Source organism: Desulfosporosinus lacus DSM 15449 (genome assembly GCF_900129935.1).
GTDB lineage: Bacteria > Bacillota > Desulfitobacteriia > Desulfitobacteriales > Desulfitobacteriaceae > Desulfosporosinus > Desulfosporosinus lacus.
Genome location: NZ_FQXJ01000007.1, coordinates 182662 through 202416 on the forward strand (window position 1 = coordinate 182662; position 19755 = coordinate 202416).

At 41.0% G+C, this 19755-nt stretch carries 15 protein-coding genes and 1 pseudogene; 6 read left to right on the forward strand and 10 right to left on the reverse strand.

The genetic code is table 11. The annotated features are described in order from the left end of the window. Positions 1–50: 50 nt before the first annotated feature. Positions 51–1274, reverse strand: a complete 1224-nt coding sequence (locus BUB11_RS11520; RefSeq protein WP_084110260.1) for a S1C family serine protease — start codon at positions 1272–1274, stop codon at positions 51–53. 439 nt (positions 1275–1713) lie between these two features. Between BUB11_RS11520 and BUB11_RS11525 the strand changes: the two genes are divergently transcribed. From BUB11_RS11525 to BUB11_RS11535, 3 genes are all read left to right on the forward strand, one after another. After that, the gene (locus BUB11_RS11525; RefSeq protein ID WP_073029897.1) at positions 1714–3300 is read left to right on the forward strand and encodes a substrate-binding domain-containing protein; all 1587 of its coding nucleotides are present in this window, start codon (positions 1714–1716) and stop codon (positions 3298–3300) included. A 193-nt stretch (positions 3301–3493) separates the two neighbouring features. Continuing rightward, on the forward strand, positions 3494–5506 hold the full coding sequence (locus BUB11_RS11530) for a molybdopterin-dependent oxidoreductase (protein WP_073029898.1): 2013 nt from the start codon (positions 3494–3496) through the stop codon (positions 5504–5506). Positions 5507–5722: 216 nt separating this feature from the next. Then, the gene (locus BUB11_RS11535) at positions 5723–7006 is read left to right on the forward strand and encodes a glycoside hydrolase family 18 protein (protein WP_073029899.1); all 1284 of its coding nucleotides are present in this window, start codon (positions 5723–5725) and stop codon (positions 7004–7006) included. A gap of 211 nt (positions 7007–7217) precedes the next feature. Here BUB11_RS11535 and BUB11_RS11540 read toward each other — a convergent pair whose 3' ends face one another. The 3 genes from BUB11_RS11540 to cax all read right to left on the reverse strand — a co-directional run bounded on the left by BUB11_RS11540 (position 7218) and on the right by cax (position 10386). Next, on the reverse strand, positions 7218–8573 hold the full coding sequence (locus tag BUB11_RS11540; RefSeq protein WP_073029900.1) for an ammonia-forming cytochrome c nitrite reductase subunit c552: 1356 nt from the start codon (positions 8571–8573) through the stop codon (positions 7218–7220). Between the two features lie 18 nt (positions 8574–8591). Continuing rightward, positions 8592–9077, reverse strand: a complete 486-nt coding sequence (locus BUB11_RS11545) for a cytochrome c3 family protein (protein ID WP_073029901.1) — start codon at positions 9075–9077, stop codon at positions 8592–8594. Positions 9078–9351: 274 nt separating this feature from the next. Further along, positions 9352–10386, reverse strand: coding sequence for a calcium/proton exchanger (cax, locus tag BUB11_RS11550; protein WP_073029902.1), 1035 nt, complete (start codon positions 10384–10386; stop codon positions 9352–9354). Positions 10387–10538: 152 nt separating this feature from the next. Between cax and BUB11_RS11555 the strand changes: the two are divergent. Then, positions 10539–11066, forward strand: a pseudogene (locus BUB11_RS11555) (GNAT family N-acetyltransferase). Positions 11067–11185: 119 nt separating this feature from the next. Here BUB11_RS11555 and BUB11_RS11560 read toward each other — a convergent pair. The 5 genes from BUB11_RS11560 to BUB11_RS11580 form a co-directional block, all read right to left on the reverse strand. Then, positions 11186–11611, reverse strand: a complete 426-nt coding sequence (locus tag BUB11_RS11560; RefSeq protein WP_073029903.1) for a universal stress protein — start codon at positions 11609–11611, stop codon at positions 11186–11188. Between the two features lie 63 nt (positions 11612–11674). Further along, positions 11675–12595, reverse strand: a complete 921-nt coding sequence (locus tag BUB11_RS11565; protein ID WP_073029904.1) for a SufB/SufD family protein — start codon at positions 12593–12595, stop codon at positions 11675–11677. Continuing rightward, positions 12576–13328 (reverse strand): ABC transporter ATP-binding protein, encoded by a 753-nt coding sequence (locus BUB11_RS11570; RefSeq protein ID WP_073029905.1) that lies wholly within the window; start codon positions 13326–13328, stop codon positions 12576–12578. The genes BUB11_RS11565 and BUB11_RS11570 overlap by 20 nt, the downstream gene beginning before the upstream one ends. Before the next feature lie 189 nt (positions 13329–13517). Then, a complete protein-coding gene (locus BUB11_RS11575; protein WP_084110261.1) occupies positions 13518–13778 on the reverse strand; it encodes a hypothetical protein in 261 nt (86 codons plus the stop codon). A 222-nt stretch (positions 13779–14000) separates the two neighbouring features. Next, on the reverse strand, positions 14001–14642 hold the full coding sequence (locus BUB11_RS11580) for an HAD family hydrolase (RefSeq protein WP_073029907.1): 642 nt from the start codon (positions 14640–14642) through the stop codon (positions 14001–14003). 224 nt (positions 14643–14866) lie between these two features. On the opposite strand from BUB11_RS11580, the gene BUB11_RS11585 reads away from it, so the two are divergent. Continuing rightward, the gene (locus tag BUB11_RS11585) at positions 14867–16411 is read left to right on the forward strand and encodes a L,D-transpeptidase (protein ID WP_073029908.1); all 1545 of its coding nucleotides are present in this window, start codon (positions 14867–14869) and stop codon (positions 16409–16411) included. A gap of 595 nt (positions 16412–17006) precedes the next feature. Here BUB11_RS11585 and BUB11_RS11590 read toward each other — a convergent pair. Further along, on the reverse strand, positions 17007–18092 hold the full coding sequence (locus tag BUB11_RS11590; protein WP_073029909.1) for an FUSC family protein: 1086 nt from the start codon (positions 18090–18092) through the stop codon (positions 17007–17009). Between the two features lie 318 nt (positions 18093–18410). On the opposite strand from BUB11_RS11590, the gene trkA reads away from it, so the two are divergent. Further along, the gene (gene trkA / locus BUB11_RS11595) at positions 18411–19742 is read left to right on the forward strand and encodes a Trk system potassium transporter TrkA (RefSeq protein WP_073029910.1); all 1332 of its coding nucleotides are present in this window, start codon (positions 18411–18413) and stop codon (positions 19740–19742) included. The last annotated feature ends 13 nt before the right edge of the window (positions 19743–19755 follow it).

Here is a 19755-nt window from a genome sequence, read left to right on the forward strand (position 1 = left end):
AACGAATTTGTTTCAGCCTTGTCGTTCTTATTCCGATAACGATTGATTTTTTAAGTCGAAGATAATTCTCCTAGAATTGCTTCTGCTTGCTTAGTTTGTCCATCCCGGATATAGGTTATGGTTACTTTGTCGCCTACCTTGTTTTTATAGAGCTCACGAATTAGGTCCGAAGAATTTTGAATTTGGCCATCGTTAATCTTGGTAATGACATCGCCCTGTTGAATTCCGGCCTTTGCAGCTGGACCATTTTGCGTTACTCCTGAAATGTAGGCCCCTTGGGGTTTATTGTTAGTTTTAGCGTAAGTATTGTATTGATCATCGGTGCTGACTAAAAGGGCTGGATGCGTGGCTACTCCTGAAGCGATCAGCTGTTGAATTGTTGGCAAGGCGTCTGAAATTGGAATTGCAAAGCCCATTCCTTCAAAGCCTGTTTCGGCATATTTCACCGAGTTAATGCCGATAACCTGTCCTTGATAATTCACAAGCGGTCCGCCGCTATTACCAGGGTTTATGGCTGCGTCTGTTTGAATTAGATTGTAACTCGCAACGCCTTGGAGGTTTAGGGTGCGATTGGTGGCTGAGATGACTCCCGTAGTTACGGAACGTGCAAATTCATCGCCGCCAGGATTTCCAATTGCAACCACAGATTCACCGACTTCAACTTTTGAAGAATCTCCTAGCGCTACCGCGGTAAGGTTTGTTGTATCCGAAATCTGCAATACCGCAAGATCTGTGCGCGGATCAGCGCCAATGAGTTTCGCATCAAGAGAACGTCCATCACTTAGACTGACAGTGATTTTTTGGGCACCCTCAATCACATGATTATTGGTCACAATATAGCCCTTTTCAGCATCAATGATAAACCCTGAGCCGCTTCCAGCCTCCTGGAGATTGGAGTTTCCTGAAAAACCTCGACTCGATTGGAGGTTTGAAACCCCCACAACTGCGGGACCCACATTTTTAGCAATTTGCGCTACAGGGTAAATAGTTTCATCGGCTGTATAATTAGCAACTTGTGTAAACGAGGAATTAGTTGTCTGCAGTGGTGAGGAAGTGTTTGCCGGGTAAATATAAGGGACTGCGGCAACAGTAGTCAGGCCGCCAATGACGGCACTGATTAAACAGAGACTGGCGTAGGTAACAACCTTTCTCTTCGGTTTATGGTGGGGGATAGGTTGTTGTACGGCGGACAATATTTCGATTTCCTTTACCGCGTCAGTGTTATCTGTAGGGCCGTAAATATCATTGAGCGTTGAGCGAAATTCTTCTTCCATACTTATGTCCTCCTTTATCAATTCCGAGACACCCACTTCTTTAAGGGGGTGTTAGACTCCCCCACCGAAGTCTCGATGTTCAGCTTTAGCTGAACGAGTTCACTAGCCAGATTTAGTTGGGATTTCAGAGATTATGGCAATCAAACAATTTTGATGGAGTATTATTTTGAAGTTCTCTTTGTCTGACTAAGTGCTACTTCCCTAAGGATATCCGAAATATGTTAAAGGAAAGGGTGCAAATTGTGAAAGTTTATTGGACTTTAAGTCTAGATTCTGTGAAATGGGGGGGAGAGGGTGACTAAAAGAAATAATCTTTGCTTTGCATATTTAGAAGGACTAAACAAGTTTTTGCCGAATTGTGAGGATTAAGGAAAGGAAAAGTGGCTATCGGGGCATGTTTGTAAATACAGTTGAGAATATTAGATAGGAGTGTTCAAACTTGTTATCAAATAAAAAGTATCTGGGAACTTCTTTGGCAACCCAGATGATTCTTATACCGTTTTTGCTCACCATAGGACTTCTCATGGTTTCGTCGATCACAGATGGGCTAAGCTTATACGAGCTTGGCAGGGATGCAAGGAAGTTAATTCTTTTATTAATAGCCCTAACAGGTTCAGTTATGGTGGGGATTTTTGTTGGTTATTTTTTTGCAAGATTGTCCAAACATAAGCCCGACAGCGCAAAGGAAAGGTATTTCCCCGCCCTTGTCCCAATTATCTATGCTTTGGTCTTTGCTATTGTTGCACTAACGTTTTCAAAGGGGAATTTCAATTCAGGTTGGTGGGGAGTGTATGCTCTTAAAAACCCAATGCTTTTGATCTTTGGACTAGGTCTTTCTTTATCTGGTCTGCATTTTATTATACCTGTGGCAGAACTGATGGGGTATGTTGGGTTTCTAATGGGGATTGGATTGTTTGAATGGACAGCGAAGACTGCGGTAAATGGCGCCTTAGCGAGAAATTTCAAGGTGGCTTTAGCCCTGCTTTGTTTTTTTGTCTTTGCCTTTTCGGGGATCGTGACTAGAGAGGTTATTAATAATGGTATGATAGAACTGCTTTATGGGAAGTCAACGGTAGGGAAGGATTTAACAGAATTTGATCTGATGGAAAAGGCACCGTTCAAGCCTGACAACGGGCTGGCTAAGCTTGATAAACCTGCCAGCTTGCAATTTACTAAGCTGGATTCTATGCCCCGTCTTGACGGTGCGACAGCCGCCTATCCAGTTTATGCGGCGTTTGTTGAAGCGGTTTATAAGGGGCTTGGTGACTACTATACAGTTAACAAGAACAACAACGAGAAGGATATATCTACCGCCTTTGTGGCAAGTGAGCGGTTTCCGCTCGATTTGGTAAAGTGTTCCAAAACAGGGACGGCCTATGAACGTTTAATAGCGGGCCAGACGGATATGATCTTTGTTGCGGAGCCGTCGAAAGCTCACCTTGAAGAGATTAAAGCCAAAGGGGATGAGTTTGTCCTAACTCCAATTGGGAGTGAAGCGTTTGTATTTTTCACAAACTCTAAAAATTCGGTTGAGAGTTTGACTGTAAAACAGATCCAGGATATCTACTCCGGCAAAATCACCCGCTGGAAAGAAGTCGGGGGACCATGGAATAAGATACTGCCCTATCAACGTCCTGAAAATTCCGGTAGTCAAACAGTTATGCAAAATAAAGTAATGAAAGACATGATTATGTTAGAGCAGACCAGAGAAACCAGAGCAGGGGGTATGGGCGAAATCATAAGTCAGGTTGCAAGTTACAAAAATGCCAAGAACGCCATAGGGTATTCATTTATGTATTACTCAACCGAGATGATTAGAAACAATCAGATTAAGTATCTGGCTATTGATGGAGTTAAACCAACCCCAGAAACAGTGCGCAATAAAACCTATCCCTTTACAGTCCCCGTCTATGCGGTCACTTTAAAATCAAATAAGAAGGAAAATGTCAGTAAATTTCTCAACTGGATACTATCTGAGGAGGGACAAGGTCTGGTCGAAGAAACTGGCTATGTTTCTGCAAAATAGAAACTAGGGAAAATAAAATTTCTATAAAGTAGGGATTCTGGACAAATATGAGGAGTTACCAGCAGAAAAGGAGCTAATAATTTTATATAATGGTTTTATGCCGTACAGGCATCTCCAATGTTCAAATCGGTGTAAAAGGACGATAAAGATTTTTATGCTTATCAAAAAACTGTGTTTAAAGAGGAAGTGTAGTATGAATTCTGAAGTAAAACGCTCAGTTTGCCCTTACGATTGTCCTGACGCGTGTGGGCTTTTAGTTACAGTCGTTGATGGACAAGCCGTAAAGGTGACGGGTGATCAGGAACACCCGTTTACTAAAGGTGCTTTATGTCCCAAAATGGTTCATTATGAACGAACAGTTCATTCCCCGCAGAGGTTGACACGTCCGCTCCTGCGCATTGGTGAAAAAGGAGCTGGCCATTTTAAACCTATTTCATGGGAGGAAGGGATTCAACATATTGTCAACCGTTGGAGGGGAATCATTTCTGATTATACGGCGGAAGCTATCTTACCTTATTCCTACGCGGGAACCATGGGTGTTGTTCAACGCAATTGCGGGGAGGCTTTTTTTAATAGATTAGGAGCCTCCAGGTTGGCCCGCACTATATGTTCATCAGCTAAAGGTTATGGTTGGGCATCTGTTATGGGGAAGACCCTCGCACCTCATCCTGATGAAGTTGAAAAAAGCGATTTTATTCTCTTGTGGGGCACGAATGCGCTGGCTACAAACATCCACCTTCTGAATAAGGTCCGTGAAGCCAAAAAACGTGGTGCGACAGTTTGGCTCATTGACACCTACGAAAATCCCACCGTGCAGATTGTTGATAAGGTAGTGCTGGTAAGACCTGGAAGAGATGGTGCTTTGGCCCTCGGTATAATGCATATCCTGGCTCGTGAGGGTTGGATAGACCAACCTTTCATTACTAGGTATGTCCAAGGATATGAACAGCTTCGAACAGAAGTTTTGCCCGAATATACGCCAGATAGAGTAAGCCAAATTACTGGGATTGAAGTGGGTTTGATCGAAGAAATGGCGCTTCAATACGGCAAAGCTCGTGCACCTTTTATTGCTTTGGGATCAGGGCTTTGCCGTTATGGGAATGGTGCGATGACGGTCAGAACAATTACTTGTCTTCCTGCACTAATCGGAGCTTGGAGTAAGTCGGGAGGCGGGTTGCTGGCAAGTGTTTCTTCCGGCTCAGCTTTTGACACGAGTCAAGTTACCCGTGAAGATTTCTTGCCTGAGCCAACCCGTGTCGTGAATATGAATCAGCTGGGGTATGCCCTGACGGAATTATCAAAACCGCCGATCATGAGCATGTACGTGTACCACTCCAATCCGGCTGTTGTAGCCCCTGATCAAACGATGGTTATCAAGGGACTAATGCGAGAGAATTTGTTTACGGTCGTTCATGAACGATTTATGACTGATACAGCTCGTTACGCTGATATTATCTTGCCGGCTACGAGTTCCTTAGAACACTCGGATATTTACAGGGCCTATGGGCATTATGGTATCCAGCGAGCGGCGGCGATTATTCCATCTGTAGGGGAAGCTAAGTCTAACTGGGAGGTTTTTCAGTTGCTCGCTCAGGCTATGGGCTTTGAAGAGCCTTTCTTTGCTCAAAAGGTCGATGACCTGATTAATCGACTAATTGATCCGCCAACACCTTGGCTGGAAGGAGTAGACCGGGTGAAACTCCAAGCAGGCCATCCAGTAGAACTTTCTTTACCTGAGAACTATAAAACAGCCTTTCTTACTCCTTCTGGTAAAATTGAATTATACAATCCCAATGATGCTGAGCCATTACCACACTATTTTGATCCTTACGAGGATGATGCCCCCTTTTATTTAATGAGTTCCCCCAGTTTATATTCGTTAAATTCTTCGTTTAACGAGCGACCTGATTTACTGCAGAAGAAGGAAGCGCCCTGTCTCCAAATGCACCCCAAAGATGCGGAATACAAGAAATTGCAAGACGGGCAGAGGGTGATCGCCTTTAATGAGCGAGGAGAGGTAGAGTTTAATCTTAAGTTAACGACTGCCGTTCCTCAAGGGGTCGTGGTAACGGAAGGCCTGTTCTCAAAGGAAAATATGCCAGGAGACAGTTCAGTAAACGCTCTTACATCCCAACGCTTAACGGACCGAGCAGAAGGGAGTACACTCTACGATGTGAAAGTAGATGTCAAATCAGGGGAGGACTGACCTATAAGTAAAAAGCTCGATAGATCGATGGAGGGAAATCTCAAATATCTAATTTAGAGATGAAAGCTTTTATCTATATTGATAACATTAAGATATTCTTAATATATAAGTTGGCGGCAAACATTTGCCGTCATTTTTCTTTTCTATAGGCGCGACTATCATTCTCTGAACATAAATTAGCAGAAGGGGGTTTTACTAGCTTAGAGGAGGATTTTTATGCAAATTCATGTGGTAAAGTCTGGGGATACTCTCAGCAAGGTTGCCCGAGATTATGGGATATCCGCTCAGGAGATTGCGGATGCCAATCAGATTCCAAATCCTAATCGATTGGTCGTTGGGCAAACGTTTGTAATACCGATAACAGGGCGATATCATTTTATTCAACCGGGAGAAAGCCTATGGTTAATCAGCCGCCGTTATAATGTCTCAGTAGCAGAGTTAGTCAGAATCAACAAGATTCCAGATCCTAATAATATTCCGGTTGGGTTACGGCTTTATTTGTCTCAGAAACCAAAGCAACCCATAGAAACAAACGCATACATCGATCCGAGAATGACCAGAGGCCGTTCGGCCGAGGCTGTTGACAAAGTAGGCGAGCACCTGACTTATTTGGCGATTTTTACGTATGCGGTTAATCGGGATGGGAATCTAACCCCCGTTGAGGATCAGCCATCGCTTAATGCCGCTTTTAAGGACAGAGTCTTACCCCTTTTGGTTTTAACTAATTTTGAGGAGGGACAATTCAGCACGGAAATTGCCACCGCAATTTTGACGAGCGAAGCTTTGCAAGATCGAGTGCTGAATCAAGTGCTTCAGATTATGAATGAGAAAGGATACAGGGGTCTTGACTTTGACTTTGAATATTTGGGAGCTGAAAATCGAGTGCGGTATGTTCGATTTTTACAGAAGGCCCGGCAATTATTAAAGTCTCGTGGGTATTACATTTCTGCTGCACTGGCACCAAAGTATAGGGCAGAGCAACGCGGAGTTCTTTACGAGGGTCATGATTATAAGGCGATCGGTCAAGTCGTAGATTTCATCTTTTTCATGACATATGAATGGGGATGGTCCGGTGGAAAACCAATGGCAGTATCGCCATTGCCTCAGATGAGAAACGTAATGCAGTATGCTGTATCTGTTGTACCGAAAGAGAAGATCATGATGGGGATGCCTTTATATGGATATGACTGGACCCTGCCTTATGTAGCTGGGGGTAAGTTTGCTAAGTCTATTAGCCCGCAAAGAGCTTTGGAACTCGCCCTTCGTTACGGTGTAAGTATTAACTATGACAAAGTCTCTCAAGCTCCGTGGTTTAGATACACAGATGAAGAGGGAAAACAACATGAAGTTTGGTTTGAGGATGCAAGGAGTATGCAAGCCAAGTTTGATTTGGTCAAAGAGCTTGGGATTAGAGGCTTCTACTATTGGGTTTTAGGAAACGACTTTCCACAGAATTGGCTTCTGATTGAAGACAATTTTGTGGTACGCAAACTAATGTAGTGCAAATCCCAAAAGATGACGGCTAATCGTAAGGGGATGTAATGAAAATTTCCACGAAACCGCTAAACCCGAAAGGTTAAGGCGGTTTTTCTTGTGGAAAAATCCCTAAGAGCTACGTGAAACCGCAACTGCTGACCGATGCGGTTTCACGTGGATATCATGTGTTTAAATTTTAAAAGTTTTTAGATGATCAACGCATGCTTTTTAAAGCTTATTGTTTTGGCGCTGTACCTGGACCGGCGGCATCCACCGCTGTGCCTGAACCAGGAGTTTTCCCTGCGTTAGGATCAGACGAACCTTCAACGGCTGCCCCTACCCCCAAATTTGCTTTGAGTTGTGCTTGCCGTGCTAAGTCAAGCCCTTCACCTAGTATCCTCAAGGCTTCTTTAGGGCTGTGCCATCCCATGCTATTTTCAGCAGATACATAATCCCATCGCCACTGGGCTTGGCGATGCAAAGTTCTGGACTCATTCATCATATCTGCTTTGGCAGCAGGGTTTTTGGAGGCGGTTGTGATGGCATTGATGGCGTCTGTGAGCGCAGTCTCTAATGCAACTTTTGCTTTAAACACAGTATCCTGGGTGCCTATAACTTGATTCCTTAAGTATTCTTCACTTTGTTTATGACAGGTTTGACAGGATTGAGAGACAGAGTTAAGTGGACTTTGAAGATGATGTGAGGAAATTTTGCTTTGACCTTGTTTTACATAGGGCATATGGCAATCCGCACACGCGACACCGTTTGCTGCGTGAACGCCTGTAGAGAAGAGTTCATAATCTGGGTGTTGAGCTTTAAGCATTGGAGCCTGGCTTTCTTTATGATCCCAGTCTTTGAAGCTTATCTCAGTATATAACTTTTCTGCATCATCCATTTTTAGACCGTAGTTCCAAGGAAAGGTGACTTTCTTGTTATCTGGTTTAAAGTAATACTCAACATGGCATTGCGCACACACCATAGTCCGCATCTCTTGCCGACTAAAGTTTGCAGGGTCAATTCCTCTGGTTTTCAGGGCATCGAGAAGGGGTACACTGGTAATAGTGAGGGCCATAGTTTTTTGGTCATGGCAGTTCGCGCAGGAGATTGGGTGCTTAATTTGATCTTTTAAATCGTTAAAAGGAGTTGACCAGAAGGAATCTCCCATTTTGTCGACGAGTGGTTTAACATTGGGGCTTTTGCAGTTCCAGCAGGAACTGATAGTTTTTGGTCCAACACGCAGTGTTCCTGTAACATCTTCCAAAGCCCAAACATGGCCCCGTTCCTCGTTATAATCTTCCGAAAAAGGGTATCCTGCAAATAGTTTCACTTGAGCCGGAGATTCTTTCAGATGAGATTCAGGGAGGGAACCTCCGTATTTAGAATTTCCCTTTGTTTCTTCTTTTTGCTTTTGGTAGCTGGCATATTGATCGGGGTATGCTTTCCCCCAGACGGCTGGATCGAGTTCTCCCTCTGGTATCGTTGCTGTTGTTGGAGGAGTTGGTGATGAATCTTGGTTGCAACCAAGTATTAAAAATCCTGTTAGTATCAGCATAAGACTAATTAAAAGAGAGCTACGCCAAAATTTTTGCATTAAAAGTTACCTCCATTATTAACGAATTGCCGTATGAATTTGTTGACTGCTGAAAGGCTGAGTGGGAGAATCGTGCGGCTCTCCACGATGGCACTCAAAACATTGTTTTCCATCACTGGTGTTAATTCGAGCACCGACCGTAGAATGACAATTAAGGCAGTTGCGTTGAAGTATGTTTCTGCTCCATTCTGTTGTATGTAACACATCGGGTGGGGCAAAGGTGTTTTTATAGTAATCCCTGGCACCTGAATAGCCTTTGTATACAATCTGTTCGACGATATTATTATGTGGAATGTGGCAATCTTTACAGCCTACCCCGTTTGTTTCACGATGAGTACTATGAAGAGAGGTCTCGTAAGGGGGTTTCATAATATGACAGGTCGTTCCGCAGTAATATGTGGTCGAAGTCCGCTCATACTGTGCTACGATGAAAATGCCAAAGATAACTAATAGGGGTATGCCAATGAGAAGCCACTTTTTTGCTTTTCGTGATAAGTTTTTCATAGGAACCTCCTTTCAATTCAATATTTTTAGTATGAAATTTTTTCTTTGCTTTTATGTACTTATGAACTATTAACAAAGGTTATTACGGGCGTAGCAGTCAATTGAGTAAATACTGACTAATGGCGGGCATAAAGGGAAGCGAGTTGCACAATTAAATATAAAAGGACCCTTGACTGGCATCTCTTTACTTCCAGCTAAGGGCCCTTTTAGTAAGCAGAAAATTCATTTCGGGGGAAAAGAATTCTTTCTTATGAGATTATATGGTTATTAGTAATTAAACAAAAAGAAAAGCTAAGGCCATAATGAAATAGGCTGCTAAAAGTTGTGCACCCTCTAACCAGTTGGAACGGCCATCCATGCTTATAATCGCCGTGATTACAGTAGCCATAATAATAACGATGAGTTCATACCCAGTGAACAATAGGTCGAGGGGTTGCCCGATAAAGTATCCCAGGAAAACCAACAGAGGTGCGACAAAGAGCGCAATTTGAGTACTTGAGCCTATAGCAATTTCCAAACTGATATCCATCTTGTTCTTCATGGCCATTAATACGCTGGTAGAATGCTCTGCAGCATTGCCGATGATTGGAATGACGATGACCCCAATGAAAAGCTCACTGATTCCCAAGGTTTTAACGACAGGGTCGATCCCTTCGACCAGAAATTCACTCTCAATGACTACAAAAAAAGTAGCGATGAGCAGAATCGAAAAAGCTTTAAGTTTTGACCAATTTGGGGAATCTGAACATTCTTGACTAGGTCGAAAAACATCCTTGTGTGTATGAAGAGAAAAAATTAGACTAAGTATATAGACTGTCATTAAAATTCCAGCAACTCCAAGGCTTAAGGGCTCTGCAGCGGGATTAGAGTGTGTGTTGAGAAAGACTGCAGGTATAATCAGTCCCGTCACGGCCATAAGGAGCATGGAAGTATGCATACCAGCGGCAGCCCTGTTAAATTTTTGGGTTTTATATTTAAAACCGCCGAGAAGCATGCTTAGTCCTAACACTAAAAGGAGATTTCCGATAATAGATCCTGTAATGGATGCTTTGACCACTTCTACAAGTCCTGCTTTTAGAGCAAAAATAGTAATAATAAGTTCTGCGGCATTACCAAAAGTGGCATTCAGCAAACCGCCTACTCTTGGGCCAACATAAATGGCAATTTCTTCTGTGGCTTTGCCCATATAGCCGGAAAGAGGTATTATACTTAAACAGGCAGTAACAAAAAGTAAGACAGGCGAGTAATCCGTCAGATGTATGAAAATGCTGATCGGAATAGCCAAAAGTAATGGGTTGAGATATTTCAAAACTTTACCTCCTTAAAATCCTCAAATTATAACTAATCATCATTAAAATCTATTTGAATAGGTATGTCAATTATCAGGATCAAAGTTCTTGACCTCGAAACCTCATTATTAGAAGGATTGTTCTGCTAAATAAAATATAACAAGGAGAGAGTATGAAAAAGTTACTTGACACATGTTTGGCGCATTTTAAATTGAGATTCGCAGAAATTGAAGATGTTTCCCTTATATTAAGTTTTATTAAGGAATTAGCAGACTATGAAAAAATGTTGTCTGAAGTTGTAGCTACTGAAGAAGATTTAAGAAGATCTCTCTTTGAACAGAAAACTGCGGAGGTGATTATTGGGGAATACAAAAATGAGCCAATAGCCTTCGCCTTATTTTTCCACAACTTTTCTACATTTTTAGGAAGACCTGGAATATACTTGGAGGATTTATACGTTAAACCTGAAATGAGAGGAAAAGGTATGGGGAAGATTATTTTGTCATATATGGCTAAATTAGCTATTGACAGAAAGTGCGGCAGATTGGAATGATGGTGTCTAGATTGGAACGAACCTTCTATTAAGTTCTACAAACAGGTTGGGGCAGTTTCGATGGACGATTGGACAGTATACCGCGTATCAGATGAAGCTTTGTATAAACTGGCGAGCGAAGCGAGCAATTTGAAGATAGAGGTGTAATGGCCAAAAATTGGGTTGAGTTAATTCGAATGTAAGTAAAGAAACAAGGCTGGAATATGCTAAGAGCTTCCAGCCTTGTTTTTATTAAATTCGAAAGTCCTGGCAGAGACGATAGCATGTTATTTAACTATAAGTACGGGACATGGGGACTGGGCCAGTACACGTTGCGTAACACTACCTACAATTGCTCCCGTAAGGGCACCATGACCAATTGTTCCCATAACTACTAAGTCAAATTCTCTTCTAATTTCATCCAAGATACCACTTACAGCGTGTCCGGATATATGTTTCTTTGTTAAATGGACGTCTCCAACATCAATGCCCTTGAGAGTGATTTCTAAGGCTAATTTGCCGTGATTTTCAATTTGATCCTGACTAAGAAGGTTACTAAACCCCATGTGATATCCATAGTAAGCTTCTGGAGTTGGAGTTACATGGAAAAGCTCTACTTCTGAATTATATTTTTTGGCTAGTTCTACGGCAGCTATAAGGGCTTGACGTGATGGTTCCGAGCCGTCTGTGGGTACTAAAATTCTTTTGAACATTAGACCTCATCCTCCTTTATTGTTCAAGGTCCCTTCTTTTTGTTCATTATATAACAAAGAGTGTTATTTTAGAAAGCCATTAAGAATTGTATCTTCTGCCTCCTGCTCGGAGAATCCTAAAGACATTAATTTAATTAACTGTTCCGATTCTATTCTGCCAATGGCGGCCTCATGAACAAGCTGTGCTTCACTATGATGAGCAGAAATCCTTGGGGTAGAAAGAACCTGAGCATTATGCATGATTATGGCATCACATTGTATATGACCACGACCTTTATTTCGTCCAATAAGATCAAAATAAAATACTTGTTTGGAATCGTTTTGAGCAACCGAACGGGAAATTATTTGGGCGGAAGAATCTACTCCCAATAATTCTACGGTTATATTTGATTCAGCCTCTTGATCTTGATAGGTGAGAAGCCTTTCAGTAACTACAAGCTTTGCATTATCCATTAGACGAATTTCTGTATCCCGTTTTGTTTGGTCAATCCCTTTTATTTGTATCAGTTCTAGTTCGACTGCAGCACCCTCTTCTACTTCGATAATCGTCTTAGGATTTAAAACTCGTTGGCCTTTTCCCTCACCTTGCCCGTAGTGTTTTTCTACATACTTCAGTTTGGCGCCTTTTCGAACAAAAAAAGTGTGAATTCCGTCGTGCTGAGATTTGTGGTGTCCTGAATTATGTATTCCACATCCAGCAACAATCACAACGTCTGAATATTCGCCAACCTCAAAGGTATTATAAACAACATCATTAATGTTTTCTTCTGTAACAATAACCGGAATATGAACGCTTTCTCCTTTTGTGTAAGGTTTTATGATCACGTCAATTCCTGACTTATCAGTTTTGGTGATAATGTCAATATTGGCAGTTGTATTGCGCTGTACTCCAGCTCCGTTTTTACGAATGTTAAAAGCCCCTTGTGGAATCTCATGAAGATCGGCCACTTTCTCCAGCATCAGCTTATCCAACGCATTCAGCACTTTGACCAACCCCTTTCACACATTTAGTACTACATGCACAAGAATCATTATTCATAATTCCAGCAAGGATTATATCTCGTTCCGATTGCGCGCTCACCATGCCACTGGACATAATGATTATTTCATCGGCGAGCTCCATAATGCGTTCTTGATGAGAGATGAGGATGATTGTTGTATCATATTTCATATGAATATTTCTAAAGGTTTCAGCGAGTTTTTGAAAACTCCATAAATCAATCCCTGCTTCAGGTTCATCAAATACCGCGATTTTTAGATTTCTCGCAAGTACAGTGGCGATTTCAATTCTCTTCATTTCTCCGCCTGAGAGACTGGCATCCACATCCCTGTTCAGATAGTCTTGTGCGCACAATCCAACATCATAGAGGAGATCACAGATATTTACTTTTTCCGGATTATGTGAGGCAGCCATTTTTAGTAGTTCCCTAACTTTTATTCCTTTAAAGCGTGGGGGACTTTGAAAAGCATAGCCAATACCCATACGAGCTCTCTCAGTAATACTCATAGATGTAATATCTTGTTCATCAAGTAGGATTTGGCCTGAGGTAGGATTATAGACACCCATAATAATTTTGGCCAGCGACGATTTGCCTCCGCCATTTGGACCAGTAACAACATATATTTTTTTCTCATAAAACTTTAAATTGATATTCTTGAGAATCTCAAAACCTTTATCTCCTTGTATTTCTAGAGATACTTTTTGTAGCTCAAGCATTCATACTCCTCCTTTGTGTCGACATCGCCTATGTTCAACAATAACATAATTCTATAATTTATTGTAGTTGAATTATAAAAGTAGTTCATATAAAAAGGGTTGAAAGCGGGAGCGCTAACAACTTCCTGTGAAAAACTATAAGTAATAACTTTTATGTAGGGCAACGGCCAAAGAGGCCGCTGCAGATTACTAAGCGAATTCCACTCTTCCACCAGCTGATTGAACTGCACTAACGATAGAATCCAGATTCATAGTGTTACCAGATCCGCCACCGAGGAAAGGCAAACGAATAATTAAGCAAATTCCACTAGGTGAAGCAACCTCAACAAGGTTTAATAGATTGATAACAGCGCCGGGCGGTATAAAAATTCGCAACAGTGTTCCAGGAAGTTGACCGCATTGGGGTATAACAGGTTTTGGTTTGCAGATATTAGATCTTCGGTAAAGCATAACATCACTCTCCTCATTCATATGACTGTTTGCACAGTCCATAAGACGACTAAGACTAGAGGAAGAATGTTACGGAAGTGAAAGATCTTGCCTTACCTGGTTTATAGTATGATTGATTGTCCAATAAGGTTACACCTGTAAAATGCGTTTTTTAAAACGTTCTCTTAATCATCGCCTTTGAGGATACGTTTCATAAGAAACGGATGCAATCCCGCCTCTTCTTTACAAAGTATTGCTAATCCATTCAATAAATGATTCAACCTTTTCAAAGGCGCAGACAGGATTCGCAGCCAATACTTTTTGAATCTGTGCGGTTTCAGCCCAAAGCGCACTAATGGATAAAACACCCACTTCCTTAGCAGCATGTACATCATATGCTATGTCACCCACATAAGCGACTTCTTCAGGTGAAAAATGCCAAAGATCCAGGATTTGGCGAATATGATCGGGTTTACTGGCTCGATGCTCTGAACCGGTTATAATTTTTTCGAAAAAATGTTCTAATCCCGAGTGCTTTAAAGATATTTCCATGCTTCCAGCACCCTTGCCGGATACAAGGGCTAACTTAATTTTTCGTTCTTGCAGGAGATTCAGAGCTTCAATTATACCTGGAAAGGGCTCAGCATAGTCTACATGAAGACGGTCATATTCGTCTAGATAAAACTGCAGACTTTCCCTCCATAAATCTGGATAAAGTTTCTTGAAGATTCCTTCCTCAGATGGCCCAAATAAGGAAGATAATTCTTTGTCAGAGTATTCACGACCAGAAAACTTTAATAGGGTACGACCAAAACTAGTTCGTACGACTGGCAGTGAATTGATTAATGTCCCGTCCAGATCAAAAATAAATCCTTTAAGTTTCATATATACTCCTTTAACTTATCAGCACCTCTGACTATTTCTGTTATTTTATAACATATTAAATACAAATACCATACCTGCTAATGATAAGTGAATGGTCGTTTTTTGGATATTAGTAAAAAAAGTTTAAATGTTCTTTGAGGCCTTGGAAAAAGAGTCTAATTGCTTTGAGTTATGAATACTATAGATTGTTCAAGTTAGCAGACAAGTATAAAGGATGTGTTAAGTTGGAGTCTAATTCTAATCTTAAGGCAAACTTATTTTACTTAGATAATGGTTATTATCTGTCTAAAAACGATCCATTATTTTGGAAGAAGCTATTGCAGAGGCAAGCCGACAATGGGGAAGCAATGTTTCACGTTGGAATGGACGCAGAGTTAGAGGCCAAAAAATACTTAGAGAAATTCTACACCACAAGAGTAGACAAGTATTTAATTTTATATCGCAAGGCAGTAACACGCTCTTTTAATTTAGTAAAACATTCTTTCAACAAAGGGTTTGTACCTGCTAGATTAGAAGCGCTAAGAATTGAGCGAGAGATGAAACTAACTGAAAAGACAATAATTGAGATTACTAAACCTGCGAGATTTAGTAACAAACAAATAATCCTGTTGTTTATTGCAGCCATTATCTTAAGCGTTCTTGGGGCGTTCCTTTTCTTGCCGTTTGAAGAATCAAAAACGCTGAATTATTCTAACCACAATTATACTTATATGTTGCCTTATGAAATTATAGAGATGAAGCCCAACAGTATTGGGTTTATCCCTAATAATCAATCTGTCATCATCATTCCCGAAAAAGATTTGAACAGAGAAAAACTAGTTAATGAACTTGTTGGAAAGTTAAAAATAGAATACGAGTTGAATCCCAGAACTGCCAAACAAGTATTGGCGATGGACGAAAAGAGTAATGAAATTGGTATGGCAGTATGGGAAGGCGGAGATAGGAATATCCAAGTCTATATTTATCTTCCAGACAATCAGGTTGCCATGAATAACAAAGAACGTCAATTATGGGAGACTGCAACTGTAGTTAGGAGTGCTTTATACCAGTTTGTTAAGGAAAATGGGTATATGCCTAAAGATTTAAAGGTTCTTAATCAGGCGTATCCTGATAATTATTTAACTGAATTACCGAAGGAACCATATATGTTAAAGAATGTTGTCACTACTTTTCCGACAAGAGACGGGGGGTGGCTTTTTTCGCTTATAGAGTTATCGAGTGAAAAGGACTTAGTTTCTGTAGTGAAAGATGCCCTAAAGCCTAATCTTCCCTATGATAAGGATATTCCTTTTATGCCTCTATCTATTGCTATCGATAAGGAAAGTAATAGTTTATCCGTTATATCAGAAGACAAAATTATTCGTAACTATAAGGTTGCCCTAGGTAAAGATGACACAACTCCGGAAGGAATTCTGCGCATATCCAAAAAAGTTATGAATCCGGATAAGAACGTCCATAAAGCAGAGAATGTTTATGGGACAAGAGCAATGGAATTGTCAAATATGAATTATGCAATACATGGTACGAATACTCCTGCGACTATTGGTGAAAATGTTTCTCAGGGCTGCATTCGAATGAATAATTCGGACATGGAAGAATTATATGCGATGATACCGCTCAATACAGCTGTTGAAATATCGAAGAATTTATCTCTGAAGAATTCGAAGGAAAAGGAAAGGATTCTTTATTCCCCTAATAAGAACCTCTATAACTCCCAGGGTGATCCAATGGAAGAAGATCTCTTTACCAAGTATCATTGGGCTAATTAATTTAGTCTGATAAGTGAATTAAGTAAACTAGAATAGATGTAATAATTACCAGAGTATTATAAGGGACTTAGTTTATACTATGATCATAAGGGTACGTATTGGTTGAGCCAAGATTTATATATGCTCCTCAAGGGGTGTATAATTAATCGGCCAAAGACTTTATATGAGGTGATAAACGCTTATATAAAATCGGAGGGAAGATTTTCAAGGGTGGAGAAAAGCTTTTTTGCAGTCCGCAAGGATTGTTTTAAGAAGGTTCCAACTTATCCTAAAAAATCGAGCTAAGACTTTATTAGGTGTTGAGTTTTTCTTACTCAACCATATGTCTGAGGATATATGCATGTGTAAGAAATTCGGTTATATTCAGCCGAGAGGGTGTGTGTAGCTGGGTAGATATCTTATAAGGTTGAACAAACCATCAATTTGAGTGGTGATTTGCTCAATGATTGTCGTAAGATAATAGTTAGGGTAATAAACGATTTTAATTGGTGTTAGGTGAGATCAGTACGTGCTCTTATTTATAAACCCTAGAGATTTAAATGCCAGCACATTGTGCTGGCATTCGATGTATAGAAGCATATCATATAAAAGAGAATCAGACACTATTCTTTAGTTTCTTTTCAGATTGTTTGTTAATCATATTCAGCAAGTTTATGGTACGCCGATTTGCCCAACGCAGTTCAGTTGCAACAACAGAAACTTCCATTAAAGCCCGTAAATAGAAGACGCCACAAACTTTACGATTCCAATCATCAATGGCACGGTCAAATGATTCCCAATACCCTATATCCTCCGTATAAGAACCTGAACCTTTCTTCTCGGTAACTCCTGAGGAGAGAGAGTCAATGAGCCCGGCAAGCTTCTCATATCCAAGAGACAAGATATCCAGAATTTCTTTGAATTCCGCCGTGATCTCTTGCAGTTCTTCGGGGGAATAGGACTCTCTTCTTCTTGTTACTCGTTGTGCAGTCATTTGATTAATGCTTTCTCCGCGTTCGATAAAGCCTCGACAGATCTCCAATAGTCGTTCAATAAAGGGAGGATGATCGTCCATTGTCATTTCTTCTCTGGCATGCTCGTAGAGGTTAGTCACCTCATCAAGCAGGTTTTGTTGCTCTTGAGGATCAGGCCTCTGATAGTAGGTGAAATTTCCTGCATGAATGAAGGTGTTAAGGCTTTCTAAGAAATACTTTGATGTGAGTTGGACAAGATCGTTTAGAGTACTCATAAATTTGGATTTATATCTTGGCGGGGCCAGAATTCGGTTAATAAGTAAGGCCACCCCAAGACCGACAAAGATACTGAGGGATCGGGAAAGAGCGTGGATAAGAAAGGTTTCTCGAGGAGAATCGAGGATGAATATGATTGAGACAATTCCCATAACGATTCCGTTAGGCCAACCTATCCAGTTGCAAAAGATAATAAGAAATACTACCGTAGTGCCTATGAAAATGGGATTTGTGCCAAAGAGTAAACCCATAATTAAGGAGAAAACGATAGCCAGCAAATGGACGCCAATTTGTTCCCAAGCATTATTTATGGATTTGCTAACAGAAGGCTGCATATTTACCACTGCAGTAATGGCGGCAAAAGACGCAGGTTCAATACTAAATACATTACAGATAAAGAGCGTAGTTGCGACAGCAAGACCTGTTTTGATGGTACGTGCTCCAATAAGCATTTTAATTCCCGCCTTTGAGCTAGTAATTGAAATAGTCTATCACATATAGTTCAGGAAATAAATTAGTCAATCCTCAATCAGAGTAAATTTTTTTGGTCAAACTTCTCAAGGAATCATTTTGTTAAAGAAGGGGACAATGTTGCTTACAAGGAAAACTCTTGATAAATACTATTCATATAAATAAAGGGATTTTAGTATATCTTGCCGAATAGCAGTACGTTGTTCATAATGTGCTAAAAACAAGAAAATAAAACCATTAAACTAGAAGTAAGATAAGTTTGCTTATTTTGGGCTAAGGGGAAGGAGCACACAAAAGCTATGCGCATTGTCATAGTTGGAGCCGGAAAAGTTGGATTTAGTTTGGCTCAGCGATTATCTGAAGAGGGACATGAAATTACGGTGATTGAGCAGGATGAAGAGCGGCGTCTCATCGTTCAGAATAGCTTGGATGTAATGACGATCAGCGGTAACGGAGCTAGTCCCCAAATCCTTGCGGATTTCGGTTTGTTGAAAGCGGACCTAATGGTCGCAGTAACGGATCGGGATGAAGTAAATATGATTGCCTGCATGGCAGCCAAACAAGCAGGGATATCCCGAACCATTGCTCGTGTTAGGAATCAGGAATATGCAGGAAAGAATCAGCTTGATTTCAATAAAGCTCTAGGCATTGACCTGACGATCAATCCAGAAATGGTAACGGCAGTTGAAATTAGTCGCATTCTTCTAACTCCTGCAGCTTTGGATGTTGAAGATTTCGGTGATGGTAAAGTACGCTTGTTGGAAGTTCGGGTTAGAGCAGAGTCTCCGTATGTGAATATTCAGCTTAAAAGATTGACTTTACCGGATCAAGTACTCGTTGTTGGAATCCTCCGTCAGAATCGAATGATTATACCGCATGGTACAGATTGCTTATTACCTCAAGACAGTGTTTTCTTTGTTGGAGCACAGGCAGCTATTGAGGGATTCAGCGAACATTTCTCTGAGACAAAAACAAAGATACAACGTGTGATGATCATTGGTGCTGGTCGCATCGGGAGACATCTGGCAAAAATCTTAGATCAGGAAGGAATTTCAGTAAAAGTCATAGAGAAAAGTCGAGAACGTTGCAATGAATTGGCCAAGATCATTGATAAGGGACTTGTGCTCTGTGGTGATGGCACAGATATTGACTTGTTAATCGAAGAAGGGGTTGGGGAAACAGATGCTGTGGTTTGCCTAACGAGCGATGATAAACTGAATTTATTACTTGCCCTTTTAGCTAAAGACTTGGGAACCCAAAAGACGATAGTCCGTGTAGGTCGTTCTGAATATATGTCTCTCATGGGTAAAGTGGGAGTTGATGTGATTCTTTCTCCCAGACTCCTAACTGCTGGAGTTATTTTGCGCCAGGTACGCCAAGGGGAAGTCGTTTCGGTATCGCTACTGGAAGGCGCTAAAGCGGAGGCGATGGAAATTGTGGTTTCTGGAAAGTCCTCGCTTATCGGTCGTAAACTTAAAGATGCAAAAATCCCGGATAATATTTTGATTGGTGCACTCGTACGAGGAAATGAACTTATTATTCCTGATGGAAACACTATACTTCAAGCCGGAGATCGCGCAGTAATCTTTACGCTCCCGAATTTAGTGAAAAAAATATGTAAAACATTTTAAGGCAGGGTAAGGC